The sequence below is a fragment of the Pseudomonas sp. TE3786 genome (assembly GCF_054057335.1).
This window is the reverse complement of record NZ_JBSRZF010000010.1, coordinates 75,390-100,100: the sequence shown is the minus strand read 5'-3', so window position 1 is coordinate 100,100 and position 24,711 is coordinate 75,390. Positions and strand designations below refer to the sequence as shown.

The 24,711-nt window shown below is 63.2% G+C and carries 18 protein-coding genes and 1 pseudogene; 7 read left to right on the top strand and 12 right to left on the bottom strand.

Annotated elements, in window-relative coordinates:
- Window positions 1-225 precede the first annotated feature (225 nt).
- From recD to recC, 4 genes are read right to left on the bottom strand one after another with little or no spacing between them, the layout of a single operon-like run.
- Complete coding sequence (recD, locus tag ACVW0Y_RS13150; RefSeq protein ID WP_457438777.1) at window positions 226-2,082, bottom strand: exodeoxyribonuclease V subunit alpha; 1,857 nt, start codon at window positions 2,080-2,082, stop codon at window positions 226-228.
- On the bottom strand, window positions 2,079-5,630 hold the full coding sequence (gene recB / locus ACVW0Y_RS13145) for an exodeoxyribonuclease V subunit beta (protein ID WP_457438776.1): 3,552 nt from the start codon (window positions 5,628-5,630) through the stop codon (window positions 2,079-2,081). The genes recD and recB overlap by 4 nt, the downstream gene beginning before the upstream one ends.
- A complete protein-coding gene (locus tag ACVW0Y_RS13140; protein WP_457438775.1) occupies window positions 5,620-6,555 on the bottom strand; it encodes an AlbA family DNA-binding domain-containing protein in 936 nt (311 codons plus the stop codon). The genes recB and ACVW0Y_RS13140 overlap by 11 nt, the downstream gene beginning before the upstream one ends.
- Window positions 6,556-6,598: 43 nt before the next feature.
- Complete coding sequence (recC, locus tag ACVW0Y_RS13135) at window positions 6,599-9,949, bottom strand: exodeoxyribonuclease V subunit gamma (RefSeq protein ID WP_457438774.1); 3,351 nt, start codon at window positions 9,947-9,949, stop codon at window positions 6,599-6,601.
- Window positions 9,950-10,150: 201 nt separating this feature from the next.
- On the opposite strand from recC, the gene ACVW0Y_RS13130 reads away from it, so the two are divergent.
- The gene (locus ACVW0Y_RS13130; RefSeq protein WP_457438773.1) at window positions 10,151-11,857 is read left to right on the top strand and encodes a Na/Pi cotransporter family protein; all 1,707 of its coding nucleotides are present in this window, start codon (window positions 10,151-10,153) and stop codon (window positions 11,855-11,857) included.
- 41 nt (window positions 11,858-11,898) lie between these two features.
- The gene (locus ACVW0Y_RS13125; protein ID WP_457438772.1) at window positions 11,899-12,960 is read left to right on the top strand and encodes an AraC family transcriptional regulator; all 1,062 of its coding nucleotides are present in this window, start codon (window positions 11,899-11,901) and stop codon (window positions 12,958-12,960) included.
- Here the strand turns inward: ACVW0Y_RS13125 and ACVW0Y_RS13120 are convergent.
- The 3 genes from ACVW0Y_RS13120 to ACVW0Y_RS13110 all read right to left on the bottom strand — a co-directional run bounded on the left by ACVW0Y_RS13120 (window position 12,957) and on the right by ACVW0Y_RS13110 (window position 15,569).
- Window positions 12,957-13,226, bottom strand: coding sequence for a DUF3077 domain-containing protein (locus ACVW0Y_RS13120; RefSeq protein WP_457438771.1), 270 nt, complete (start codon window positions 13,224-13,226; stop codon window positions 12,957-12,959). The two genes, ACVW0Y_RS13125 and ACVW0Y_RS13120, sit on opposite strands and share 4 nt — an antisense overlap.
- 478 nt (window positions 13,227-13,704) lie before the next feature.
- Window positions 13,705-14,655 (bottom strand): SDR family oxidoreductase, encoded by a 951-nt coding sequence (locus ACVW0Y_RS13115; protein WP_457438770.1) that lies wholly within the window; start codon window positions 14,653-14,655, stop codon window positions 13,705-13,707.
- Window positions 14,643-15,569: a bile acid:sodium symporter family protein gene (locus ACVW0Y_RS13110; RefSeq protein WP_457438769.1), complete on the bottom strand. Its 927-nt coding sequence runs from the start codon at window positions 15,567-15,569 to the stop codon at window positions 14,643-14,645. Before ACVW0Y_RS13110 ends, ACVW0Y_RS13115 begins: the two co-directional genes overlap by 13 nt.
- A 326-nt stretch (window positions 15,570-15,895) precedes the next feature.
- Between ACVW0Y_RS13110 and ACVW0Y_RS13105 the strand changes: the two genes are divergently transcribed.
- Window positions 15,896-16,909 carry a DUF5924 family protein gene (locus tag ACVW0Y_RS13105; protein ID WP_457438768.1) on the top strand — a complete coding sequence of 338 codons (1,014 nt, stop codon included), beginning with the start codon at window positions 15,896-15,898 and terminating at the stop codon, window positions 16,907-16,909.
- Window positions 16,910-17,647: 738 nt separating this feature from the next.
- Window positions 17,648-17,941: a GIY-YIG nuclease family protein gene (locus ACVW0Y_RS13100; RefSeq protein WP_457438767.1), complete on the top strand. Its 294-nt coding sequence runs from the start codon at window positions 17,648-17,650 to the stop codon at window positions 17,939-17,941.
- Window positions 17,942-18,304: 363 nt separating this feature from the next.
- On the opposite strand, the gene ACVW0Y_RS13095 is transcribed toward ACVW0Y_RS13100, so the two are convergent.
- From ACVW0Y_RS13095 to ACVW0Y_RS13085, 3 genes and pseudogenes are all read right to left on the bottom strand, one after another.
- Complete coding sequence (locus ACVW0Y_RS13095) at window positions 18,305-19,363, bottom strand: methyl-accepting chemotaxis protein (protein ID WP_457438832.1); 1,059 nt, start codon at window positions 19,361-19,363, stop codon at window positions 18,305-18,307.
- A 45-nt stretch (window positions 19,364-19,408) separates the two neighbouring features.
- Window positions 19,409-19,915, bottom strand: a pseudogene (locus ACVW0Y_RS13090) (MCP four helix bundle domain-containing protein); the annotation flags it as partial.
- A gap of 80 nt (window positions 19,916-19,995) precedes the next feature.
- The gene (locus ACVW0Y_RS13085; protein ID WP_457438766.1) at window positions 19,996-21,225 is read right to left on the bottom strand and encodes a nucleoside recognition domain-containing protein; all 1,230 of its coding nucleotides are present in this window, start codon (window positions 21,223-21,225) and stop codon (window positions 19,996-19,998) included.
- A 185-nt stretch (window positions 21,226-21,410) separates the two neighbouring features.
- Between ACVW0Y_RS13085 and ACVW0Y_RS13080 the strand changes: the two genes are divergently transcribed.
- The 3 genes from ACVW0Y_RS13080 to ACVW0Y_RS13070 all read left to right on the top strand — a co-directional run bounded on the left by ACVW0Y_RS13080 (window position 21,411) and on the right by ACVW0Y_RS13070 (window position 23,774).
- Window positions 21,411-22,067, top strand: coding sequence for a DUF3313 domain-containing protein (locus ACVW0Y_RS13080; protein ID WP_457438765.1), 657 nt, complete (start codon window positions 21,411-21,413; stop codon window positions 22,065-22,067).
- A 312-nt stretch (window positions 22,068-22,379) separates the two neighbouring features.
- The gene (locus ACVW0Y_RS13075) at window positions 22,380-22,853 is read left to right on the top strand and encodes a hypothetical protein (protein WP_457438764.1); all 474 of its coding nucleotides are present in this window, start codon (window positions 22,380-22,382) and stop codon (window positions 22,851-22,853) included.
- 471 nt (window positions 22,854-23,324) lie between these two features.
- Window positions 23,325-23,774 (top strand): hypothetical protein, encoded by a 450-nt coding sequence (locus ACVW0Y_RS13070; RefSeq protein ID WP_457438763.1) that lies wholly within the window; start codon window positions 23,325-23,327, stop codon window positions 23,772-23,774.
- Between the two features lie 78 nt (window positions 23,775-23,852).
- On the opposite strand, the gene ACVW0Y_RS13065 is transcribed toward ACVW0Y_RS13070, so the two are convergent.
- Together ACVW0Y_RS13065 and ACVW0Y_RS13060 are read right to left on the bottom strand one after the other, a co-directional pair.
- Complete coding sequence (locus ACVW0Y_RS13065) at window positions 23,853-24,017, bottom strand: DUF1328 domain-containing protein (protein ID WP_457438762.1); 165 nt, start codon at window positions 24,015-24,017, stop codon at window positions 23,853-23,855.
- 218 nt (window positions 24,018-24,235) lie between these two features.
- On the bottom strand, window positions 24,236-24,670 hold the full coding sequence (locus tag ACVW0Y_RS13060) for a PA2169 family four-helix-bundle protein (protein WP_457438761.1): 435 nt from the start codon (window positions 24,668-24,670) through the stop codon (window positions 24,236-24,238).
- Window positions 24,671-24,711 lie beyond the last annotated feature (41 nt).

Sequence of the window (24,711 nt, the reverse complement as noted above, 5' to 3'; positions counted from 1 at the left end):
TGGAAGACACTGCTGGTGCCAAGCATTGACGGCTTTTTCGCAGAGTCAAACTGGAGCGGCCGTAACTGACGAAAGGCGTGCTTTGCTGGCGGCTGGAGAATGGTTTGCCGCAAAATTCTGGGTCCCAGCCTGCGCTGGGACGACGGTAGTTTTTGCTACTTACTCCGTCATCCCAGCGCAGGCTGGGATCCAGGCGCGGTGATTCAAGCTAGGTACGAGCGACATTCAAAACAAACTGAGCTGATCCTGATCGCTCGCAGGTTTAACAGGCTGCGCGGCAAACACCTCCACCGGCACCCGCAAGCGCTCGGCCAACCCTGCCGCGCGTTCGGCGCGGGTGCTGACCGCTTCGGCCAGGCGCGCCGGCAAGCCCCAGATTTCCACCTTGTGCTTGGCGCGGGTAATGCCGGTGTAGAACAGCGAGCGGGTCAACAGCGGGCTGGCGGTGTCGGGCAGCGCCAGCAACACTTCGCTGAATTCCGAGCCCTGACTTTTGTGCACGGTCATGGCAAAGGCACTGTCGTGGCTGGGCAGGCGTGCCGGGGAAAAGGGCCGGAAAGTCGGCTCGCTTTCGCCGGCAGTTTCGAAGAACACCCGCAGGCCGTTTTCACTGGCCAGACAGATACCGATATCGCCGTTGAACAGGCCCAGGGCGTAGTCGTTCTGGCGCACCATGATCGCCCGCCCGGGGTACCAGCGTTCGCGGCTGGGCAGGCTGAAGCGCCGTTTGATCCGTGCTTCCAGCGCTTCGTTGATACCTTCCACGCCCCATACACCCTGGCGTTGCGCAGTAAGGGCGCGAAAACCGTTGAAGGCGGCAAAGGTGGCCGCCACATCGCCGCTGCGCGCCGCCGCCAGATAAGGCGCGTAGCCCTGCTCCAGACGGTCGAGCAGGGCGTTGGGGCTCGGCTCGGCCTGCCAGGCCAGATCACTGCGACCCTCTTTCAGCAGGCTCAAGGTGCCGGCCGCATCGCCGCCATTGATCCGTCGCGCCAGCTCGCCAATGCCGCTGTCACCAGCAAAGCGGTGGCTGTGGGTCAGCAATACCACGGCGTCGCCCAGCCGCGAACCGGGGGCCTGGGCCTCGACGCTCTGGCCGGTAAGGCGCTGCAAAGCAGCAGCGGTATCCGGCATAAAACCGCGGCCTTCACACAGCTCGGCAAACACCGCGCCGGCCTCTACGGCGGACAGCTGATCCTTGTCGCCGAGCAATATCAGACGCGCATTCACCGGCAGGGCATCCACCAGCTTGGCCATCAGCGCCAGGTCGACCATCGAGGCTTCGTCCACCACCAGCACATCCAGCGGCAACGGGCTGGCCGCGTGATGGCGAACCTGTGGGCTGTCGCCGCGGCTGCCGAGCAGACGATGCAGGGTGCGTGCTTCCTCCGGCAGGGCAGCCTTGATCGCCTCGCTTACCGGCAGCTCGGCTTTGGCATTGCGGATGGCTTCGGCCATCCGCGCCGCGGCCTTGCCGGTGGGAGCGGCCAGGCCGATGGCCAGACGCTCACCGCCGGGCTGCTCCAGCAACGCCGCCAGCAAGCGCACCACGGTGCTGGTCTTGCCGGTGCCGGGGCCGCCGGAGATCACCGCCAGATTGCGCCGCACCGCCTGCGCGGCTGCCAGCCGTTGCCAGTCCGGCCCGGCCTGCTGGTTGTTGCGGGCGAACAGACGGGCCAGGCCGTCGGCCAAGCGCGCTTCATCCACCTCGGGATTGGCGCTGCCACGGGCCAGCAACTGCTCGGCCAACTGGGTTTCGTAATGGTGATAACGCGCCAGGTACAGGCGTTCGCCATGCAGAATCAACGGGGCAAATTGCCCCGGCGCACCCACCAAGGGCGACGCGCGCAACTGGGCCGACCACAGCTCCAGCGGAGGCAACAACACGCCGCCGGCCACTTCCGGCCACGCCCGTTGCCCGGCCCAGCGACGCAGCGGCAGGCACACATCGCCATTGACCAACGCCGCGCAGGTCAGCGCCGCAGCCACCAGCACCGCCTCCTCGGCGTCGCTATCCAGGCGTTGCAGGCTGGCGACAAAAGCGCGCTCCAAGGGCCCCAGGGGCAGGTCGGCAAGGCTCATGGCTGCTCCTCGTTGAACAGCTGGTCAAGGGCATCCAGCAGGCTGTCGGCGGGGCGCGAGAAATACACCCCGGCATTCGGCATGCCGCGCAGAAACAGGTAGTAGGCACCGCCCAGTTGCTCATTGTTGAAGTCGGCCAGGCGCTGACGGAGGAAACGTCGCAGCGCCACCAGATAGATCAGGTATTGCAGGTAGTAGTGCTCACCGGCCAGGGCCTGCAGCAAACGATCGCCGCCGTAGTAGCTGACATCCGGACCCAACCAGTTGGATTTGTAGTCGGCGATATACCAACGCCCCTGGTGCTCGAACGTCAGGTCGATAAAGCCTTTGAGAAAGCCCTTGAGGCTGTCGAATTCCAGGCGCTGCGCCGCCTCGCGCATCGGCGCGGCAAGGCCGTACTGCGGGTCGGCGAGAATGGCGCGCAAGCGCTGCACATCCAGGTTGGCCACCGGAAAGGTAAAGCCCAGCTCCGGCAAGCGCCGCGCCGACACCAGGCTGGCCAGGGTCAGGCCCTGGCCATCGAGGTCGCTATCGAGCACCAACTGCAAATGCGCGGCCGCCAGTTCGGTCCAGTCGCGGGACAGGCCGTGGTCAGTCAGCGCGCTTTCCACCAGGGCCGGCAATTCGCCCTTGCCGCGCGCCCAGTCTTCCAGCACCGCGTGCAGACAGGTACCGGCGCGGGCTCCACGGGGGAAGGCAAAAAAGCCCAGGCCCGGATCGCTGGCATCGGGGATGCTCAGGTTGTCGCGGTCCGGCGCTTCCATATGCATGCCGGCCGACAAACCGGAAAAGCTGCCAATCCGCCAGGCACTGTGCAGGCTGCGCTCGAACTGGCCCAACTGTTCGGGGGCCGCGGCCCGTTGTTCGCCGGCCGCGCTGGCTTCACTGGCGAGCAACGGCAGGCGGGCGAACGTGCCGGCGCTGCTGGCCACCAGGCTGTCGATTTCCTCCGCCAGGCTGGTGCCGCTGCGTTCATTCAGGTGTGCAGCCAACTCCCCCAAGGCGTCGCTGCCGGGCAGTTCGCGGCCGTGCAGCAGCCAGGCCAGGGCGCTGCTGTGCAGGCCCTCTTCCGGCAGCAGGCCGGTCTTTTTCACCGGTGCCGGCACCGCCACCGGCCCCCAGTGCAACCACAGACGATCACGGGCACGGGTCAGGGCCACATAGGCCAGGCGCAACTGCTCGGCGAATACCTCTTCGCGGGCACGCTGCAAGTGCTCCTCGAGGCGCTCACTGCCCATATCCAGCAACGGCTGGCCGTCATCATCGTGGCAACTGGCGCTGTCCTTGTGCTGACCGAGCAGGCGGCCATTCCACAGGTACGGGCAGAACACCAAGGGGTATTCCAGGCCCTTACTGGTGTGGATGGTGACGATCTGCACCCGTTCGGCATCGCTTTCCAGACGCAGCAACGCATCTTCACCGGCACCTTCGCTGCCGCGCTGGGCATTCAGCCAGGCCAGCAACGGCTCCAGGCCGGGGCGCTGCTGACTCTCGGCCTGCAGCAGCTCGGCCAGGTGCAGCAGGTTGGTCAGCCGCCGCTCGCCGTCCGGGGTGGCGAGTAGCCGTTCGGCCACTTGTTCCTGATCCAGCCAGGCCCGGAAAGCCCGCATAAACCCTTGCTGCTGCCACAGCTGGTGATACAGCTCGGCGTCTTCGCGCTCACGGTCCCAGGCACGCTCATCGTCCTGGCAGCGCGCCAGTTGCAGGGCATCGCGCCCCAGCAAGCGGGTGGACAAGGCATAGCGCAACACACCCTCGCGGCCCGGCTCGGCATAGGCCGCCAGCACCGCCGCCAGCTCGGCTGCCTCCTCGCTGTGCCAGACGCTCTGATTGCCGCGGCGCACGCTCGGCACCCCGCGCGCCACCAACTGCTCGGCCACTTCCGAGGCTTGCCGGTGGTTGGACACCAACACCGCAATATCGCCGCCCTTGAGCGGGGTGTGTTCACCATCTTTGGCGAAATACGCCTGGCCCTGAGCGCTGGCGGCCAGCAGGGTGGCGATGCGCTGCGCGGTATCCAGCGCCACCAGGCTGTCGGCGCGGCCTTTGTTGAGCGGCTCGTCACCCAGCCACACCAGCGCCAACGGTGCCTCGTTGCCAGGCGGCAGCACCAGCTGCGCGCGGGCCTTGGCCCCGGCCCGCACCGGCGGGTACTCCAGACCATTTACCGCAAAGGGCTGCGGGCGGGCGAACAATAGGTTCAGCGCGGCAATCAGTTCGGCGGTAGAGCGGTAGTTGAACGGCAGGTCATAGCAACGTTCGGCGGCGTCCCGGGCTTTCAGGTAGGTGGCCAGGTCGGCACCCCGGAAGGCATAGATCGCCTGCTTGGGGTCGCCGACAAAACACAGGTCGCTGCCGTCCTGATACACCCGATCGAAGATCTGGTACTGCACCGGGTCGGTGTCCTGGAATTCATCGATCAGCGCCAAGGGGTAGCGAGTGCGCAAGGTCAACGCCAGCGCTTCACCGGCCGGGCCATGCAAGGCCTCGTTGAGCCGGTTGAGCAAATCATCGAAGGCCAGAATGCGCTGCGCCGCCTTGCGGGCCGGTAGCTCGGCGTTGAGCTTGTCGAGCAGGCGTACCTGCAGGGCGATCAGGCGTTGCTCGCCGGCCGGCAGGGCATCGGCAATCGCCAACAGCAGCGCCTCGAAGGCGTCGGCAATGCTGTGACTGGGCGCGTCGTGGCCTTTTTTGGTGGCTTTGTGCAGCGCACTGGCGGTGAATTTTTCCAGCCCGGTGGGCACTTCGAACAGCGCTGCAGGGTCGGCGAAATAGCTGTCCAGCTCCGCCGACCACAGCGGAAATTTCGGCAACTTATGGGTGCTCTGGCTTAGCCCACCATGCTCCTGCAACTGCTCCACCCAGGCGTAACCGCCACGCTGCCATAGCTCGGCAGCGCTGCTCCAGGCCTGACTGGCAGCGCTCAGCTCAGCAGAGGCAGGTGCCGTGTCAGCGATACGCGGCTCGATACGCAGATACGGCTTGCCCAGGTGCGGGCGCAAGCGCTGGCGCAATAGCGCCGGGGTGATTTTCTTCTTGGCCAGAAAACGCGCCCAGGCCGGATCGGCACTGGCCAGCTCATGACGCCAGGCATCGGTAAGCAAAGCATCCAGCACCTCGCGGTCATCGCTGGCCAGTTCGCTGTCAAAATCGCCACCGGCCTCGAATGCGGCGTCCTGCAACGCCCGCTGGCAGAAGCCGTGGATGGTGAAAATCGCCGCCTCATCAAAACCATGCACCGCCAGCAGCAAACGCCGCCGCGCTTCTTCACCGGGGTACTGGGCGTGCAGACGGGTGAGGAAATCATCAGCACTCGGCGTGCCCTCATACACCGCCAACAACTCCGCCAGGCGCGCGCGAAGACGCTCGCGCAACTCGGCAGTGGCGGCGGTGGTGTAGGTCACTACCAGAATCTGCCCGACGCTCAGTTGGCGTTCCAGCAACAACCGGGCGTACAGCGCGGTCAGCGTCCAGGTTTTCCCGGTACCGGCGCTGGCCTCGATCAGCGAGCGGCCGGCGAAAGAGGACGTGTGCAGGTCAAGGCTCATCGCTGGCTCCTGGGCTAGTGGCCCTGTAAGCCTGGCGGATGTGTGTAGGTTTTGAGGGGAAAGCCAATTGGATCTGCCGACTCTTGACCATGCGGTTGAGGTACTGCTGGCGCAATGCATCCGGGCTGCGACAAAGCAGCTCGGCCAGCACATTGAGTGTCAGGTAGTGATCCTCACAGAGCTCGCTGATCACCTCACGCATACGCGCCGGCTGCATCCGTAACCGCTCGCGCGGCTCCTTGGACAGCTCATGCAAGTAACCCCAGAGGTCGTCGTTCAACTCGTCCAGGGAGTCGATCAGGGGCACATCCAGATAGTCGCTAAGCAAACAACCATCGCCATCACGGCGCGTTGCTGGAAGCTCACTATGTTCGGAGCTCACGCCCTTATGTTCGGAGCTCGTACCCTTATGTTCGGAGCTCCCACCCTGAATGCGCTCGTCCCGCGAGTCCTCGACTTGCTCGGCGAACATGCGCTTTACGCTTTCTTCGTCGCAGCGCCGATCCCCTTCATGTAGCCGGCGATAGGTGTTACCAATGGGTTGACCGTTGAGAAATACGGGGCGTTGCTTACGTGTGGCTGGCGGAACATGGACAAGCAAAATCTGCTTGCCGTCCAACAACCGCACGCTGACATTGGCGTCGGTCAGTAGGTTCGCGCTGACCTTGCTCGGATTGTTCAAGGTGTTGAACAAATCAGTACGGATTTTTTCGATGTTCGCTAAACCAGCCACACTGAAACGCCGATCTCTTTCCCGCAAACCGAGCACTACCAAACCCCCATCGGTATTGGCAAAAGCCGAATAGGTAGGCCAGAAGTCTTTCGTTAATTCGCCCTTGCCGTCCTGCCCTTGAGCGAGCTTGCACTCTAACTCAACAGTTTCAGCCAGCTCGGCCAACTGATCAGATGTCAGTAACTCCGGCATGGCTCTACTCCTGTAAAGCCGTTGCCTAGCCATATTGCCTTGCTCATTCCTCATCCTCCGCAGCCGGTGCCAGGGCTTGCAGGGCCGGGAGAATCAGTTCCTGGGCCAAGGCTTCAAAGCGCTCGCCGAGCACTTCACGGTCGCGGAAGGCCAGGGCATACCAGGGGTCTTGCGACTCGCCGGGCAGCGGGCTGAAGTCGGCGCCGTCCCAAGCCACTCGGGCTTTGAAGCGTGCGGCTTCGATGGGGTCTTTGCGCCCGGGCTTGAGCAGGCCTTCGGCAAAGCCGTAGCTGCTTTTCAGCATCACCGGCAGGGGTTCGCACAGCGCTTCGCGGTAGGCTTCCAGCCAGGGCAGCAGCAGTTCACGCGGGTTGACCAGCAGGCCGAGCTGCCAGTCCTGGGCCGGGGAAATCAGCAGACTTTCGCGGGCGATGCCCGGGGTAGCGCTGAGGTTGAGCAGCAGGTGGCGCAGCCAGAACGACGGCAAATCCCAGGCGCTTGGGGCATTCAGACGCCACTCGAACAGGCCGCTGCTGGTCACCCCTTCCAGCCAGCCATGGATATGCACGCCAGCCAGTTGCACATCCACCAGCAGTGGCTGCGCCTGCTCTTGCGGACGCGCTTCAAACAGCCGAGGCGCGAAGGCGCGCACCGGGCCACGCAGTTTGCCCCACAACGCCTGGCCCAGTTCGCCGGTGGGCAACCAGCCGGCGGCGCGGGCGACATTGCGCTCCTGCTCCAGCGACCAGTCGCGCTCCACCGCATCCAGCGCCAGCTGACGCAAGCCGCGCCAGGCCGGGCCTTCAAGGGCGAAGGGTTCGTCGCTGGCCAGCGCTTCGTCGGCATCGGCCAGACGCAAGCCCAGGCGCTGCTCCAGCAGGAAACGCGCCGGGTGGCGGAAGCACTGCAGCAGTTGCGAGGGTTCGATATGCAGCCACTCGGCACCCGGTTCCGGCAAGCGTCCGGCAAAAGCCGGCGGGCTGCTGAGCGGCGGCTGGGCCAGACGCTGGGCGGCGCGGAACCAGGAAGCGGCGTAACTGCGCTGCGCGCCGCCGGCGAAGTTGCCGGGGGCGAAGGGTTGTAGCGGGTGGGCGATGGTCAGGTGTTTGCTGGCGGGTACCTGCTCTTGTGGGAGCGGCTTTAGCCGCGATGCTTCTGGATCCAGAGCATCGCGGCTAAAGCCGCTCCTACCGACCGCATAGGCGGTGAGGTCGACCGACTCCATCACTTCACTGATCAACACCGACGGCGGTAGTTCGGCGTTGTTGCGCGGGTCGCGGCCGACGTAACTGAGGTACAGGGCATCGCGGGCGGAGAGCAGAATTTCCAGCAGCAGATAACGGTCATCCAGACGTCGCGCCCGGTCGCCACGGCGCGGGTGCTGGCTGATCAGATCGAAGCCCGCCGCCGGGGTGCGCCGCGGCAACGCGCCGTCATCCAGGCCGAGCAGGCAGACCAGACGAAACGGCAGGCTGCGCATCGGCACCATGGTGCAGAAGGTCACCGCGCCGGTGAGAAAACCCGAGGCACCACTGCCCTGCTCCAGCGCCGTGCTCAGTTGCTGGCGCACCAGCGCCAGCTCCAGCGGTCGGGTTATCCCGGCGGCTTCGGCCTGGTCGCGCAGAGCCGCGCAGGCCTGGCTGAGCAGCAGCAAGGTGTCGCCGGCTTCGCGCTCATCGAACAGGCCATCGATCAGCCCTTGCAGGGTGTCGGCCCAGGCGGCCAGCGAACGTGGACGCTGCAGGTCTTCAGCCAGCGCAGACAGGCGCTGTACAAAGCCGGCCAGGCGCCCGAGCAGTTGCGCCCGCGCGCCTTCGAGGGCATCCAGCGGCCAGGTTTCGCCCAGCAGCGGCGCGGCATCGCCGGCCAGTTGCGGCGGCGCGGCAAAACCCAACAGCAGGCGGTCCAGGCCCTGGCGCCAGGTGAACGCGGCATCCGCCGGCAAGCCTAGCTGCTCGCGGTGTTCGCTGTCGCGGCCCCAGCGCACGCCGGCTTCGCGCAGCCAGTCGCGCAGCAGCGGCAGGTCTTCGTTTTCGATGCCGGCACGGCGGGCAATCGCCGGCTGCTCTAGCCAGGTAAGAATTTCTTCGGCACCGAAGCGGCTTTGCTCCAGGGTCAGCAAGCCGAGGAAGGCTTCAATCAGCGGCACCTCGGCGCGCAGGCTGCGGTCCGCCAGGCTGAACGGAATTCGCGGCGAACGCGGGCCGCGGCCCTGGCTGTCACGGCTGGCAAACACGGCCTCGATATAGGGGGCGTAGCGCTCGATATCCGGGGTGAGTACCACCACCTGGTCAGGGGTCAGCGTCGGGTCGGCGGCGAAGCGGGCAAGCAACTGGTCATGGAGAATTTCCACCTCGCGCAGCGGCGAGTGGGCGATATGCACTTCCAGTGAGCGGTCGTCGTCGCGCAGCGCCAGGCGCTCTTCGGGCTTGCGCCTGCGCAGACGCAGAATGTCGTTTTGCAGCGCACGCAGCAGCGAGCTGTCGTGCAGATCGGCGTCTTCGGAATAGAGGCCGACTTCCTGGCCGCCCAGGCTGAATAGCGCGTCGAAAAAGTCCCGCCCCTGCTTGCCCAGGCTGGCCAGCAAGGGGTGGCCAACATCCAGGTACCAATCATCGGCCGCAGTGGCGCTGGCCACCACCGGCTGGCGCGCCAGCTCGCGCACATCACGGATATCGCCCCAGGCTTCACGGCAGGGGTTGAGGGCACAGATCACCACGTCCACATGCCGCGCCAAGCCTTCCAGCACGCGCATATGGTGCGGCGGCAGGCTGCTGATGCCGAACACCAGCAGGCGTTCCGGCAGGCCGGCGATGGGCGTGTCGTCATGCAGACGGCGCAGTAAATCTTCCAGCAAGCGCGCACGGTGCGGATGGCCGTCGCGGGTCAACTCACGCCAGAGCAGGGCCTGCCAGGCTTCGTCGGTGCCGAGCTCGAGCAGCTCGTTGCGCTCCCAGGCGGCCAGCCAGTCGTCGCGGTACAACAGGTATTGGTCGAAGACGTCGGCGATGCGCGCGGCCAGGGACAGACGCCGGCGCTCATCGCCGCCTTCCAGGTACTGCGCCAGACGCGGTGCCTGCTGCAGATTGCCCGGCTCACAGAGCCAGTCGTACAGACGCCAGGTCAAGGTGGTGGGGGAAAACGCCGACTGCTCCGGCAGGTGCCCGAGCACCAGGCGCGACACTTCCCAGACAAACTTGGCCGGCAGCTGCACCTCCAGTTGCATGGCGATGCCTTGCTTGCGCGCCAGCTCCAGGGTCAGCCAACGGCCCATGCCCTGGCTCGGCACCACCACCAACGCCGGGGCAAACGGCTCCCGTTGCGGCTGGGCCAACAGGGTGGTGGCCAGCTCGCCAAGGGTTTCCAGATCGGGGGCGTGGTAGAGCGTGAGCATGGGTGCCATCGCCAGCAAAGGTCGGCCTAGGTTAACAGCTCGGCAGCGGCGACGGGATCGGCAAATGGCACGCGTAAAACTGGCGCCAACGGCATTCGCCAACTACAGCTAACTACATGGTGGGCAACAAAAATTCGAACGACCGGGGTCTTCGCCCGGTCCATTACCCATATCCGCCATGCTGCCAGGGAGGCCGCGCCTATGCTGACCCTGCTCAATCTGCTTTCTGCTGTCGCCCTGCTGATCTGGGGCACCCATATCGTGCGTACGGGCATCCTGCGGGTGTACGGCTCACAGCTGCGCAAAGTGCTCAGCCACAACATGAACACGCGCTGGCTGGCCTTCGCCTCCGGCATCGGCGTGACAGCGCTGGTGCAAAGCAGCAATGCCACTGCGCTGCTGGTGACCTCCTTCGTCGGCCAGGGCCTGATGGCACTGACCCCGGCGCTGACCATCATGCTCGGTGCCGACGTCGGCACGGCGCTGATGGCGCGGGTGCTGACCCTGGACCTGTCGTGGCTATCGCCGCTGCTGATCTTTCTCGGGGTGATCTTCTTCCTTTCGCGCAAACAGAGCCGCGCCGGTCAGCTCGGGCGGGTTGGCATCGGCCTGGGGCTGATCGTGCTGGCGCTGGAGCTGATCGTCAGCGCCGCTCTGCCGATTACCGAAGCCCATGGCATCAAGGTGCTGTTCTCGTCCCTGACCGGCGACGTGCTGCTGGATGCCCTGGTGGGTGCCCTGTTCGCCCTGATTTCCTACTCCAGCCTGGCCGCCGTGCTGCTCACCGCGACCATGGCCAGCGCCGGCCTGATCAGCCTGCCGGTGGCGCTGGGGCTGGTAATTGGCGCCAATATCGGCAGCGGCATTCTGGCCCTGCTCAGCAGCAGCATGCAGAGCGAAGCCGGGCGCCGCGTGGCCCTCGGCAGCCTGCTGTACAAAATCATCGGCCTGCTGCTGATCAGCCCCTTTATCCACCCGCTGGTGCATTGGCTGAGCACCCTGAAAATGAGCCCGCAAACCCTGGTGATCGGCTTCCACCTGGCCTACAACATCAGCCGCTGCCTGCTGATGCTGCCCACCGTTAATGTGATGGCGCGCTTCTGCAACTGGCTGCTACCCGACCGCCAACTGGACAACGGTGTGGCCAAACCCCGCCACCTCGATATGACCGCCCTGGACACCCCAAGCCTGGCGCTGAACAACGCCGTACGCGAGACCCTGCGCATTGGCGACCTGGTGGAAACCATGCTCGGCCACTTCCTCAGCGTGCTACAGGGTCCGCAGCCGCTGGCCGGCAAGGAACTGCGGCGGCTGGGCGACGACGTCGACGCCCTCTACAGCGCAGTAAAACTGTACCTGGCCCAGGTACCCGGCGAAGCCCTGGGCGACCACGACCGCCGCCGCTGGGCCGAGATCATCGAGCTGAGCGTCGACCTGCAACAGGCCGCCGACCTGCTGGAGCGCATGCTCGGCAAAGTGCAGAACCAAAAGACCGCCCAACAGCAGTCCTTCTCCGCCGATGGCCTGCAGGAACTCACTGACATGCACCAGCAGCTGGTGGCCAACCTGCGCCTGGGGCTCAGCGTGTTTCTCTCCGGCGATGCCCACAGCGCCCGCCAACTGCTGCGGGAAAAACGTCGGTTCCGCGCCCAGGAGCGGCGCATGGCCCACGCCCATGTGCAGCGCCTGCACCTGCATGTGGTGCAAAGCATCGAAACCAGCTCGCTGCACTTGGAACTGATCGCCGATATGAAGCGCCTTAACTCGCTGTTCTGCAGCAGCGCCTACGCCGCCCTGGAAAGCCACGAACACGGTGCCCTGGCCGACAGCGACGACGACCACCCGGAAGCCGCGCTGCGCGAAGCCAGCCAGACACTGCCCCACGAGGCCAAACCGGCGACACGCTGAGCGCTGTCTTTTAGCTGACGGCTTGGGCAGAATCTTCCGCCATGCCAAACGCCATCGACCCACGCCACGCCTCCGTCAGCGCCAGCATCACCCAAGGGGTGCTGCATGCCGCCGGGCGCTTGGGTGTTTCACGCGCTGAACTGCTGAGCGCCTGCGACCTGAACGAAAGCCAACTGAGCGACCCCGACGGGCGCATCCCCTTTCGCGCCCATGAACAGCTGTGGCAGAGCCTCAGCGAGCGCCTGGCCCTCAGCGAACCGGGCCTGACCATCGGTGCCAACCTGTCCCCCGGGCCCTTCAGCGTGCTGGGCTACCTGCTGCAAAGCAGTGCCACCCTCGGCGAAGCCCTGGCCGCCGCCCTGCGTTACCAGCGCCTGGTGGGCGAAGGCGGCGAACTGCAACTGCAGGAACAGGGCAACGAACTGCATGTGCTGTACCGCCCGGTGCACCCACAAGCCGCCGCCACCCGCACCCGCGTACTGGCCCTGATGGTGTTCTGGATTCAGCTGATGGCGCCCCTGGTAACCCACTACCGCCTGCTGCGCGCCGAATTCCCCCACCCGCAACCCGACGACCTCAGTCCCTACCATAAGGCCTTCGGCTGCCCCCTGAACTTTGGTGCCAGCGACTACAACCTGGTGCTGCCCCTGGAACTGCGCGCGGCCCCGCTGATACAAGCCAACCCGCCGCTACAAACCCTCCTGCGCCAACACGCCGAAGCCCTTCTGGCGCGCCTGCCCAGCGAAGGCCTGGTGGCCCGCGTGGTCACCCTGCTGGGCGCGCAACTGGCCCACGGCGAACCCGACCGCGCCGAACTCGCCCGCACCCTTAACCTCAGCGAACGCACCCTGCAACGGCGTCTCGCCGATGAAGGCAGCAGCTATCAGCAACTGCTCAGCGATACCCGCCAGCAACTGGCCGAGCGTTATCTGGACGACGGGCAACTGCCGGCGGCGGAGATTGCGTTGTTGTTGGGGTACTCGGAGCCGAGCGTGTTTTTTCGGGCGTTCAGGAATTGGACGGGGTTGACGCCGGGGGAGTATCGGTTGCGGGCAAAAAGGGGACTAGGTCCCCTTCCCTGTACGCTTGGCAAACCTTCTTAGGGTTTGGTTGAACCTGCTTGGCCCATTCCGCCTTTGCACGCTTTGACCAAGGCCTTGGCCATTTCGCTGAGGATTTGCACGACGGCGGTTTCGTGGTCTTTGTTGACGAAGGCGTCGCAGCCGGACAGGCGTTCGACGTAGAGCATCAGGCTGGCGGCGCGTTCCAGGGCGTCTTCGATGGGTACGCCGGCGTTGACGGCGAACAGCGGAACGCTGTCGAGGGTGTCGAAGGGTTGGTAGGTGGTTACTGCGTCATTTCCGTTCATACAGGTTTCTCCTAGTTTCCAGAAGGACCACCTCCAAATCGCGACCAGGCAAAAGGGAGGCAGCTGTACGCAGGTTGGTCGACCGGGGAAACTAGGAAACCGGCACACCCGAAGGTGTCCCGCGCACAGCTGCCATAAAACAGGCGAAAAAAGCCCAATTCTTATAGCAGACGCATGCGCGTCCCGAGTTCTTCTCCGGCGACCAAACCGGATCGCTGAACATTCAGCGATGGCGAACTGTAGGTGCGGGCGATGGAGCCTGGCTGTCGGCTGCGGTGGGCGGGAGTGAGGGCTATTGCTGAGGAGGCGGGGAATTTCGGGAAGTAAAAGCATCGCGGCTGATCGGCCTCTGCCACAGCGATCGCGTGCTTTGGTGGGGGGGTTTAGCCTCGATGCTTTTCAGGGGCGGCTTTCTGCGTTTGCGGGTCTGGCTATCGCGGCTGAAGCCGCTCCTACAGGTGTGGGAGCTGCAGGCGCTTCAGCCGTTACGTGCTTGCAGAAACGCCATAAAGGCTTCGCGGCTGGTGTAGCGCGGTTGGTAGCCGAATTCTTCTTTCAACCGGCGGTTATTGAGCACCGGGCGGTAGCGCAGGAAGTCCAGCTGTTCGGGGCCGTATTGGCTCAGGCCCAGGGGTTTGAGAATGCGCAGGGCACCGCAGATCAGGCCGGCCGGTAGCGGGCGGTAGGGTTTGCCGAGAATGCCGGCGATTTCCTCCAGGCTCAGGGCCCCGTCGCCGGCCAGGTTGTAGATGCCGTGGGCGCCGCTCTCCAGGCCCTGGCGAATGATGGCGACGACGTCCTGGTCCCAGATAAATACAAAGCGGCTGTTGCTGCCTTTAATGCCCAGCACCGCGCGCTTTTTGAACATGTCGGTGATCTGGTTGTTGACCCGTTTGCCGAGGATGGTGCCGGGCCGCAGGATCAGTTGTTTCAGTGCAGGATGCTGGCGACGGGTGTTGGCCAGGAGCATTTCCACTTCGCGTTTGTGTTTGGCGTAGGCGAAGTGTTCATGGCCGCGCAGGGGGTCGTTTTCGTCGATCCAGTCGGCGTTTTCCGGGAAGTAGCCGTAGGCGGCACCGGAGCTGGTGACGATCAGTTGCTGCACGTTGTTGGCCAGCGCCGCTTCGACAATGGAACGGGTGCCGCCCACGTCGATGGCATGCAGTTGCGCGTCGCTCATGCCGCGCGGCGGGGTGACCACCGAGGCCAGGTGCACGATGGCGTCGGGCCTCCAGGCGGCCACGCATTCCAGCACCTGGCTGTGCTGGCTGATGTCGAGCAGCACCGGCTCGACGTTTAGCTTCAGGCCTTGTGTGGTTTGCGGGCGGATGTCGGCGGCGATCAGGGTCCACTTGGGATGCTGTACCGCCAGTTCGTTGAGCAGTTGCTGGCCGATAAAACCTGCAGCGCCGGTAATCAGGACGCGCATGCGTGCGGCTCCTTGGAGGTGGAAGAAACGGCCAACGGACGATTGCGCCAGAACAGCACCAGCGCCAGGCCGCTGACCAGATGCCAGGTGCCCCACAGCGCGGCCACCAGGGCCATGTTCGGCTCGCCGCCAAATTGGGAAAAGATCAGCCCCAGGGCGAGCCCGGAGTTGTGCATGGAAATCTCGATAACCATGGCACGCAGGTTGGCACCGCGCTGGCGGGCGAGTTTGGCCATCAACCAGCCGAGCACGATGGCGCTGGCGTTGTGCAGGACCACCAGAACCAGCACCAGGCCGAGGGAGGCGGTGAACATTTTCCAGTTGTTGGCCAGGGCACCAATGACGAAGAAGGCGAAGGCCAGCAGGGCGAAGCGTTTGAACCAGGGCATGATGCGTTCGGCGACGTGCGGCCACAGATTGCCCACCAGCATGCCCAGCACCAGCGGCAGGCCCAGCAGCCACAGCAGGTTGAGGATGATGCTCAGATGGTCGACGTGCAGGCTGCTCAGGCGCTCGGCGAGGTAGGCGGAGGCCTCGGGGTTGCAGGAGCTGGTAAGGGCGAAGTTCAGCGGTAGCAGCACCAGGGCCAGCAGGCTGGACAGCGCGGTCATGCTCATCGACAGCGCGGTGTTGCCGCGGGCCAGGTGGGTCATGACGTTGGAGAGGTTACCGCCGGGGCAGCAGGCGACCAACAGCAGGCCCAGTTCCAGACCGGGGTGCAGGTTTACCAGCAGCGTTACCAGCAGGGTCAGCCAGGGCAGCAGCAGGCATTGCCCGAGCATACCGGCGAGCACCGGTTGGGGATGGCGCAGCACCGCGCGAAATTGTTCCAGGCGCAGTTCCAGCGACACGCCGAAGATCAGCGCCGCCAGCACCAGGCCGAGAATCAGTTGGGAGTTCGCGTCGTAGTTCATAAACGGGCCTATTGTTTTTGTTTTAGCCCGCAGCACTGTAAGGCGCAGGCAGGGGGGCAGCAGTGGCAGAGGCCGCCAGCAGGTGTGGCCTTTTGCGCCATCAGCTATAGCGCAGCGGTTTTAAAGATCAAGGGCATCGCGGCTGAAGCCGCTCCTACAGGTCATGCGGTCTTGTAGGAGTGGCTTCAGCCGCGATGCTGTTGATCGGTTAACCGCAACCTAATGCCGCCACAGCACTCCCACATTTAGCGCCGAGGAGCATGGACCCGTCAGAGGCTCACCCGTATCCTGCGCACCTACTTTCAACCTGCCGACTCGCCACTGTGATGCTGATCTGGAAAAACCGTGCCCTCGCCGTTATCGCCCTGCTGCAACGCTATCCGGGGGTGGTGGCCGCGTTCGGGTTTATTTCCGGGGTATGCAGTTTCATGCTGGTCGACCGCCAGGCGCGTCTGGCCACGCCGATTGCGGTGATGCTGTTGGTGAGCTGGCTGTGGCTGACCCTGGAAAGTGTGGTCACCCGCGTGTTCGCCCGCCTGTTTGGCCGCGAGCTACCGCAGCCGCTGGTGCGTTATCTGACGCAGATGATCCACCAGGAAAGCCTGTTTTTCGTGCTGCCGTTTTTTATCATCACCACCACCTGGAACAGCGGCCAGTTGTTTTTCACTGGCCTGCTGGCCTGTGCCGGGCTGGTGACCATCATCGACCCCATCTACAACAAATGGCTGGCCCCGCGCCGCTGGCTGTACCTGGCGATGCACACCCTGACGCTGTTCGCCGCGTTGCTTACCGCCCTGCCGATCATCCTGCACCTGACCACTGCACAGAGTTACAAGCTGGCCCTGGGCATCGCAGTGGCGCTGTCGTTCCCCAGCCTGCTGGTGACTTTTCCGGTGCAACGCTGGTGGCGTGGTCTGGCGCTGATCGTGCTGACCCTGGCGCTGGGCGGCGTGGGCTGGCTGGCCCGTTCCTGGGTACCGCCGGCCACCCTGTGGCTGACCGAAGTGGCGGTGACCACCGAGCTGGACGACTTCAACCGCTCCCCCGGCGAAAGTCTGAGCACCATGACCGCCACCGATCTGCGTAACAAAGGGCTGTATGCCTACACCGCAATCAACGCCCCGCGTGGCCTGGCCGAGCGCATTTACCATGTGTGGCGGCATAACGGCGAAGAGATGGACCGCATCGCTCTGGATATCAGCGGTGGACGCAAGAAGGGTTACCGCTCCTGGACCCATAAACAGAACTTCCCGCAGGACGTGGAAGGGGATTGGGAAGTACGGGTGTTGACCGAGGATGGACAGGTGATTGGGGTGCTGAGGTTTGAGGTGACGCCTTGATTCATCGGGTGGCGTTCGCGTATTGATGGAGAGCGTTGTTTGATCCGGAATTCTGGGTCCCAGCCTGCGCTGGGACGACGGTGACGCTCCCGCCCGTACTCCGTCATTCCAGCGCAGGCTGGAATCCAGAATTGCCCAGGTATTCACTCATCAATCCGGAATTCTGGGTCCCAGCCTGCGCTGGGACGACGGTGACTCTCCCGCCCGTACTCCGTCATTCCAGCGCAGGCTGGAATCCAGAAGCGACCAGGCATTCACCGATGAATCCAAAACTCTGGGTCCCAGCCTTCGCTGGGACGACGGTGACTCTCCCGCCCGTACTCCGTCATTCCAGCGCAGGCTGGAATCCAGAATCGACCAGGCATTCACCGATCACGCCGAAACTCTGGGTCCCAGCCTTCGCTGGGACGACGGTGGCTCCCCCGCCCCTACTCCGTCATTCCAGCGCAGGCTGGAATCCAGAATTGCCCAGGTATTCACTGATCAATCCGGAATTCTGGGTCCCAGCCTTCGCTGGGACGACGGTGGCTCCCCCGCCCCTACTCCGTCATTCCAGCGCAGGCTGGAATCCAGAATCGCCCAGACGATCCGTTCGCTCCACAATTCTGAGTCCCACCTTCGTGAGCACAGCAGTGGACTTCAGAAAAACCCCTTCCTGCCAAACGACCCAGGTGACTTCAAAACCGCGGCTGCCTAGCTAGCATGTGAGCCCCGCTCCCAACCAGCCGAAGACAGCGCATGGAGAGACTCCCCACGGTCTACATTCTCGCCAGCCACAAGAATGGAACGCTCTATATCGGCGTGACCTCCAACCCTATCCAGCGCATTTGGCAGCATCGCAATGACTGCATACCTGGCTTTAGCCAAACCTATGGGGTTCACCTGTTGGTCTACTACGAGGTGCATGAAGACATGCAGAGCGCGATCGCTCGAGAAAAGCAGCTCAAGTGGTGGAAACGGCAATGGAAGGTGACGTTGATAGAAGCACGTAACCCACGCTGGGTGGACTTATGGGATGAGTTGGTGAGCTAACGACGGTGATTCTCCCGCCCCTACTCCGTCATTCCAGCGCAGGCTGGAATCCAGAATCGCCCAGGTATTCACTGATCACTCCGAAACTCTGGGTCCCAGCCTTCGCTGGTACGACGGTGGCTCCCCCGCCCGTACTCCGTCATTCCAGCGCAGGCTGGAATCCAGAATTGCCCAGGTATTCACTGATCAATCCGGAATTCTGGGTCCCAGCCTTCGCTGGGACGACGGTGGCTCCCCCGCCCCTACTCCGTCATTCCAGCGCAGGCTGGAATCCAGAATCGACCAGGCATTCACCGATCACTCCGAAACTCTGGGTCCCAGCCTTCGCTGGGACGACGGCGGAAAGGAGGCGTTAAACCTCGATTACAGCCGAAACCGCTGCACCATCCCATTCAGATCACTCGCAAGCTTGGCCAACTGATCACTGGCCACTGAGGTTTCGTGGGCACCGGTGGCGTTCTGTTCGGCGATGTCGCGGATGGCTACCAGGTTTCTGTCCACTTCGCGGGCCACGCTGGCTTGTTCTTCGGCGGCGCTGGCGATCACCAGGTTCATTTCGTTGATCTGGTTGACCCGTTCGGCAATCAGCACCAGGGCGCTGTCGGCCTGGCTGGCCATGATCTGGCTACGGCTGGCGTATTCGCTGCTTTGCGCCATGGCGTCGACCGATTGCTGGCTGGCGGTCTGGATGGCGCTGATCATCCGTTCGATTTCCTGGGTGCTGGTTTGTGTGCGCTGGGCCAGGGCCCGCACTTCGTCAGCAACCACGGCAAAACCACGCCCCTGATCCCCTGCCCTGGCCGCTTCGATGGCCGCGTTAAGGGCGAGCAAGTTGGTCTGTTCGGCAATGGTGCGGATCACTTCCAGTACGCGGCCGATGGCGATGGCTTCGTCGGCCAGGGTGGCAATGGTGGTGGAGGTGATGTTCAGGCGTTCGGTGAGCTGTTCGATGGTGCTACGGGTGGTGCTCACTTGCTCGCGGCCGGCCTGGGCGGTTTCCTGGGCTTCGCGGGAGGAGTCGGACGTGTGGTTGGCGTTGCGCGCCACTTCATCGACGGCGGCCGACATCTCGGTAACGGCGGTGGCCGCCATCTGGATTTCGTCGTTCTGGCGGGTGATACCGCGCGACGAGTCGTCGGTAACCGCGTGCAGCTCCTCCGCCGCCGAGGCCAGTTGAGTAGCCGAGTTCTGGATGTTCATCAGGGTGTCGCGCAAGGTGCCCTGCATATCGCCCAGGGAGCGCTGCACCTGGGTGACTTCGTCGGCACCGTCGGCCTGAACCGGTTGGCCGAGGTCCCCCGAGGCGATGCGTTCAGCGGAGGCTGCAAGTGCCGCCAGGGGGCGGGTGATGCTGCGGCTGAGCAGCACGGCAGCGAGGACGGTGAATGCCAGGCTGGCCAGCAAAATCACGCTGAAGGTGATTGTGGCGTTGCTGGCGCTGGATACCGCGCGGCCACCGGCATCGGCAGCGCCCTGGTTGTTGAGGGCGATCAGGGCATCGAGGGCGGTGATCAGGGCATCGAAGCTTTGCTCCGATTGGGCGCTGACCGCTGGCGTCACGTTGCCGCTGGCAAGGCCGGCGAGTACCGCGTCCAGGGCCTGTTCATAGGCGGCGCTTTTGCCTTGGTAGGCGCTGAACAGGCGGCGGTCTTCATCAAGGATGATGGTGCCTTCGTACTCTTTGTCGTAGCCGCGCACGCGCTGCTCGATGCTATGGATCTCGCTGCTGAGGGCGCTCAGCTCGTTGGGCTTGGCGACGATCTCGTTCTCATCCAGGCGCATCAGCTGGCGGTCGGACTTGATCTTGGCCATCAGATCCAGCCCACTCATCCACACATCTTTCACTTCCAGCAAGTTGCCCTTCAAGCTGGACAGTTCGCTCAAGGCCACCCCACCGGTGATCAACAAGCACAGGGTCAGCACCCCGAAACCGATGAAATTACGCAGGCCCACACTCACGGAACGCAAAGACATGGCGTACTCCAGAAATACCAAGGCGATTTATGGAGTGTAGGTTGGGTTGAGCAAAGCGAAGCCCAACGACGCCAGCAACGTTAACCGAAGAACCAGTAGCAAACGCCAATCGAGGCCAGCACGCCGACCAGGTCGGCGAGCAAGGCGCAGCCCACGGCGTGCCGGGCGCGCTGGATGCCCACCGAGCCGAAGTACACCGCCAGGACATAGAAGGTGGTTTCAGTACTGCCCTGCATGGTTGCCGCCACCAGCGCCGGGAAGCTGTCGACACCTTTGGTTTGCATGGTCTCGATCAGCATCGCCCGCGCGGCGCTGCCGGAGAAGGGTTTGACCAGGCCGGTGGGCAGGGCATCGACAAACCGGCTGTCCCAGCCCAGCCCTTCCACGCACCAGCGAATGCCGGCGAGCAAAACATCCAGCGCCCCCGAGGCGCGCAATACGCCGACGGCGCAAAGCATGGCAACCAGGTAAGGCAGCAGGTTCCTGGCCACCTCGAAGCCTTCTTTGGCGCCTTCGATAAAGCTCTCGTACACCGGCACCCGCTTGAGCGCGCCCATTAGCACAAAGCTCAAAATCAGGCCGAACAGGGTGAGGTTGCCGAGTAACGACGACAACGCCGTCAGCGCCGTGGCCGACAAGCCAGCCAATACCGCCATAAAGGTGCCGAGCAACAACGCCGCGCCGCCGAACCAGGCGAGCACCACCGGGTCGCTGAGTTTCAGGCGCTGCATAAACGCCACCGCCAGCAAGGCGCTGAAACTGGAAATGGCGTTGGCCAGCAGAATCGGCAGAAACACCAGGGCCGGGTCCGGAGCGCCGGCCTGGGCGCGGTACATAAAGATGGAAACCGGCAGCAGCACAAAGGAGGAGGCGTTCATCACCATAAACAGGATTTGCGCATTGCTGGCGTCGGTGCTGCTGGGGTTGAGCTCTTGCAGCGACTTCATGGCCTTGAGACCGATGGGGGTGGCGGCGTTGTCCAGACCCAGGCCATTGGCGGTGAAGCTCAGGGTGACCAGGCCCAACGCCGGATGGCCGCGTGGCACCTCGGGCATCAGCCGGGCGAACAGCGGCCCGAGCAGACGCGCCAGCACATCCACCAGCCCGGCCTTCTCGGCGATGCGCAAAAAACCCAGCCACAAGGTCAGGGTGCCGAACAGCAGCACCATCACTTCCACCGACAGCTTGGCCATGGCGAACAGGCTTTCGACCATGGCGGCGAACACCAAGGCGTTACCGCCTACCAGCCACTGCCCCAAGGCCGCGACGGCGGCTACGATAAAAAAGCTCAGCCACAGGCCGTTGAGCATGGTGTGTCCCCCTGATGTGCCGCGGATGATAGCGGCGCAGGCGGTGGCATTGCCACCAAACCCAAAGTTTTAGCTGGCGATAGCGAAGGACGCTGCATAGTCATTTTTATCGTCTAGGCTGAAATCGCCGCGCACTACGTGCCGGAGCAAAAACCGGTCTATTTCAGCCATCAGGAGCTTCATGGATGACTAAACAGTTGCTTGCCAGCTTTGCCGTAGCCACCAGTCTGCTGCTCGCCGGCTGTTCCAGTTCCACCACGCAGCCAGAGCAGTACTCGGGCTTTCTCTCAGACTATTCGATTCTCAAACCTGCGACCTCAGCCAGCGGCGAAGAGGTGTTGCGCTGGGTGAAGCCGGGGCTGGATCTGAATCACTACAGCTCGGTGCTGGTGGAAAAACCGCAGTTCTACCCCAAACCCCAACCTACCGATCAGGTCAGCCAGAAATCGCTGAATGACATCGCCGACTACCTGCAGCTGGCCATGCAACGCGAGCTGGCCGGGCGTCTGCGTATCGTCACCCAGCCGGACGCCGACACCTTGGTGCTGCGCTCGGCGATCACCGCCGTGGACGTATCGGCCGAAGGCCTGAAGTTCTATGAGGTGATCCCCATTGCGCTGGTACTGGCCGCTGCCAACACCGCCGCTGGCACCCGCGACGAAGCCACCGATATCTATGTAGAAATGCAGGCCCTGGATGGGGCCACCAGCAAACCAGTGGCCGAAATCGTGCGCAAAGGCACGGGGCTGTCGCTGGAAAACGACAGCACCCAGTTGACGGTCAAGGACATCAAGCCGGTGCTGGATGTCTGGGCGAAAGACGCGCGTAACTTCAAACCTTAAGCGCGCTGCGACACCGTGGTGGGAAGGCCGGCCGGCGCTCCGGCTCAGGCCTTCCCACAGCACGCCGGCAGACCATTGCTGCTTCCGTCCTACGCCTGTACCCGTAAAACCCCTGGCAATTGCTTGGCGAAAACCTCCCCTCCTGAATAAGCTTTGCCCCTGCTCAAGGCGCTTGCTCCTACCCGTTAGCCAGCCATCGGCGGCATCCGCGCCGCGCTTGGCAATGCAACTCTGCGACCTCCAAACGGGCACCTGTCTCGCCTGGAAAACTCACGACAAAAACAACGCAGAACTAATAGGACGGCCTACGTTATGCAATTGAGCAAAACGCCTTTTATCGCCCCCCTCGCCGCAGTGACTCTGGCGCTGCTTTTTTCCACCGCAGCTTCGGCTGGATCTACTACTGTCAGCACGATTCAATCCAGGTCTGCAAACCCGTATGTCGACTCGCCTTGGCAGGTTTGCGGACAAGGAAAGGTCGAGGCAATGAATTTCACAAACATATCGTTCCTGCGCATCCGTACCACATCAATGCCAGCCCCCGCCGGCCAATATGCGTCGATCCCAGGTCTGGGCAACATGATTGAAATGCAAAGCGCATTAAATGGCCGCGTACCGTCGGACCCGGCAGATATCGGTGCAGAACAGAAGCGCCTATTGGAACTGGCGGTGGTGAAGGATCTGCCCGTGCAGATCATGGCCAAAGGCCCGAGCTGTGCGACCAACACCAGCAACTTCGATATCACGCTGTGCAAAGACGAAAGCAGTTGCAGCCAGGCGCGATAACACCGCCCCCGGCAACTACGAGCCGTCCATAAAAAACGCCCTCTTATGGGGGCGTTTTGCGTGGTGCTGATCGGCGTCAGAATCGCCCGCTATGGCGCAAGATCAGCGCCGTGGACGTATCGGCCGAAGGCGCAGAAGCGCTACAAGGTGATCCCAATCGCGTTGCTACTGGCCGCCCGAAGCCACCGATATCTAGGTAGAAATGCAAACCCTGGATGGCACCACCGGCAAACCATTGCAGCTTCTGTCCTACACCTCTACCCGTAAAACCCCGGGCAATTGCTTGGCGAAAACCTCCCCTCCTGAATAAGTTTTGCCCCTGCTCAAGGCGCTTGCTCCTACCCGTCAGCCAGCCATCGGCGGCATCCGCGCCGCGCTTGGCAATGCAATTCTGCGACCTCCAAAAGGGCACCTGCCCCGCTTGGAAACCCACGACAAAAACAACGCAGAACCAATAGGAAGGCCTTCGTTATGCAATTGAGCAAAACAGCTTTTATCGCCCCCCTCGCCGCAGTGACTCTGGCACTGTTTTTTTCCACCGCAGCTTCTGCTGCAACTCTCAGCGCGTATGGCGGCTTGCCCTGGCAGGTTTGCGGCCAAGGAAAAATCGAAACGATGAATTTCGCAAATATGTCGACCCTGCGTATCCGCACCGCATCAATGCCAGCGCCTGCCAATCAATACGCGTCGATCACAGGTCTGGGCAACATGATTGAAATGCAAAACGCAACAGATGGCCGCGTAACAGTGCCATCGACAAATATCGGTGTAGAACAGAAGCGCCTATTGGAACTGGCGATAGCGAAGGATCTGCCCGTGCAGATCATGGCCAAAGGCCCGAGCTGCGCGACCGGTACCAGCAGCTTCGATATCACCCTGTGTAAAGACGAAAGCAGTTGCAGCCAGCAGCGGGAGCGATAAACGCCGCCCTCTGCAACTAACTACCCGTCCATAAAAAACGCCCTCTTGTGAGGGCGTTTTGCGTGGTGCTGATCGGCGTCAGACTCGACCGCGACGGCCGAAGATCAGCGAGACGATAAACATCACCAGAAACACGACAAAGAGAATTTTCGCGATGCCGGTTGCGGTGCCCGCAATACCACCAAAGCCCAGTACAGCTGCAACGATGGCGATGATCAGGAAGGTAATGGCCCAACTCAACATGATGTCTCTCCTTACATTTGGTTAGGGTTCTACACCCTGTTTGTGAGGAACCCTTACTGGCTTGGAACCGTGCCCTGGCGGCTTGGTTCAGGTTCCTTTGCTGTGTGTTTCTCGGTTAAAAATTGCCTGCTACTGAGGGAACAGCAGCGCAGTGAAAACAAAACCTGCGGATGGCTGCGCCCGGGCCGCTTCGTGGCACCCGACGCAGCTCAACAGGCTTACTTCAGCGCGTGTTTCAGTTCGCGCATGCGGTCATGGCAGGCGCGCACTTTTGGCATTTCCACTGCCAGTGCCGCACGGACATCCGGGTCCGCTTCTTCCATGGCATCTTCGAAGGCGTGCAGGATGCGGTCTTCGGTGTCTTCCAGTTCAGCCACATAGGCCGCGCCTTCGTCCTTGGTCATGCTCGCTTTGGTGTCGGCATAAACCTGGCGCAGCTTGCCCATTACGGTGCCGCCTTGGGCGGGGGTGTCGTGGTTGGCGGCGACTTTTACCGCCAGCGCCTGGATCACCTGAATCTTGGCTTGCGACATGTCGCGGAACAGGGCTTGCAGTTGCGGATCTTTGACCTCGGTGATGGCGTGCTCGTAAAAGCGCTGGCCGTCACGGGTGATTTCAATCAGTTCGTTCAGTTGGCTGGTTCGACTGCTCATGATGCGTTCCTCTCTCGGTCGGGGGCCGTTCTTGGCCTGTC

What these genes read in the sequence shown, in the direction of transcription:
- recD (WP_457438777.1), bottom strand. Translation starts at nt 2,082, where the DNA reads ATGAGCCTTGCCGACCTGCCCCTGGGGCCCTTGGAGCGCGCTTTTGTC.
- recB (WP_457438776.1), bottom strand. Translation starts at nt 5,630, where the DNA reads ATGAGCCTTGACCTGCACACGTCCTCTTTCGCCGGCCGCTCGCTGATC.
- ACVW0Y_RS13140 (WP_457438775.1), bottom strand. Translation starts at nt 6,555, where the DNA reads ATGCCGGAGTTACTGACATCTGATCAGTTGGCCGAGCTGGCTGAAACT.
- recC (WP_457438774.1), bottom strand. Translation starts at nt 9,949, where the DNA reads ATGCTCACGCTCTACCACGCCCCCGATCTGGAAACCCTTGGCGAGCTG.
- ACVW0Y_RS13130 (WP_457438773.1), top strand. Translation starts at nt 10,151, where the DNA reads ATGCTGACCCTGCTCAATCTGCTTTCTGCTGTCGCCCTGCTGATCTGG.
- ACVW0Y_RS13125 (WP_457438772.1), top strand. Translation starts at nt 11,899, where the DNA reads ATGCCAAACGCCATCGACCCACGCCACGCCTCCGTCAGCGCCAGCATC.
- ACVW0Y_RS13120 (WP_457438771.1), bottom strand. Translation starts at nt 13,226, where the DNA reads ATGAACGGAAATGACGCAGTAACCACCTACCAACCCTTCGACACCCTC.
- ACVW0Y_RS13115 (WP_457438770.1), bottom strand. Translation starts at nt 14,655, where the DNA reads ATGCGCGTCCTGATTACCGGCGCTGCAGGTTTTATCGGCCAGCAACTG.
- ACVW0Y_RS13110 (WP_457438769.1), bottom strand. Translation starts at nt 15,569, where the DNA reads ATGAACTACGACGCGAACTCCCAACTGATTCTCGGCCTGGTGCTGGCG.
- ACVW0Y_RS13105 (WP_457438768.1), top strand. Translation starts at nt 15,896, where the DNA reads ATGCTGATCTGGAAAAACCGTGCCCTCGCCGTTATCGCCCTGCTGCAA.
- ACVW0Y_RS13100 (WP_457438767.1), top strand. Translation starts at nt 17,648, where the DNA reads ATGGAGAGACTCCCCACGGTCTACATTCTCGCCAGCCACAAGAATGGA.
- ACVW0Y_RS13085 (WP_457438766.1), bottom strand. Translation starts at nt 21,225, where the DNA reads ATGCTCAACGGCCTGTGGCTGAGCTTTTTTATCGTAGCCGCCGTCGCG.
- ACVW0Y_RS13080 (WP_457438765.1), top strand. Translation starts at nt 21,411, where the DNA reads ATGACTAAACAGTTGCTTGCCAGCTTTGCCGTAGCCACCAGTCTGCTG.
- ACVW0Y_RS13075 (WP_457438764.1), top strand. Translation starts at nt 22,380, where the DNA reads ATGCAATTGAGCAAAACGCCTTTTATCGCCCCCCTCGCCGCAGTGACT.
- ACVW0Y_RS13070 (WP_457438763.1), top strand. Translation starts at nt 23,325, where the DNA reads ATGCAATTGAGCAAAACAGCTTTTATCGCCCCCCTCGCCGCAGTGACT.
- ACVW0Y_RS13065 (WP_457438762.1), bottom strand. Translation starts at nt 24,017, where the DNA reads ATGTTGAGTTGGGCCATTACCTTCCTGATCATCGCCATCGTTGCAGCT.
- ACVW0Y_RS13060 (WP_457438761.1), bottom strand. Translation starts at nt 24,670, where the DNA reads ATGAGCAGTCGAACCAGCCAACTGAACGAACTGATTGAAATCACCCGT.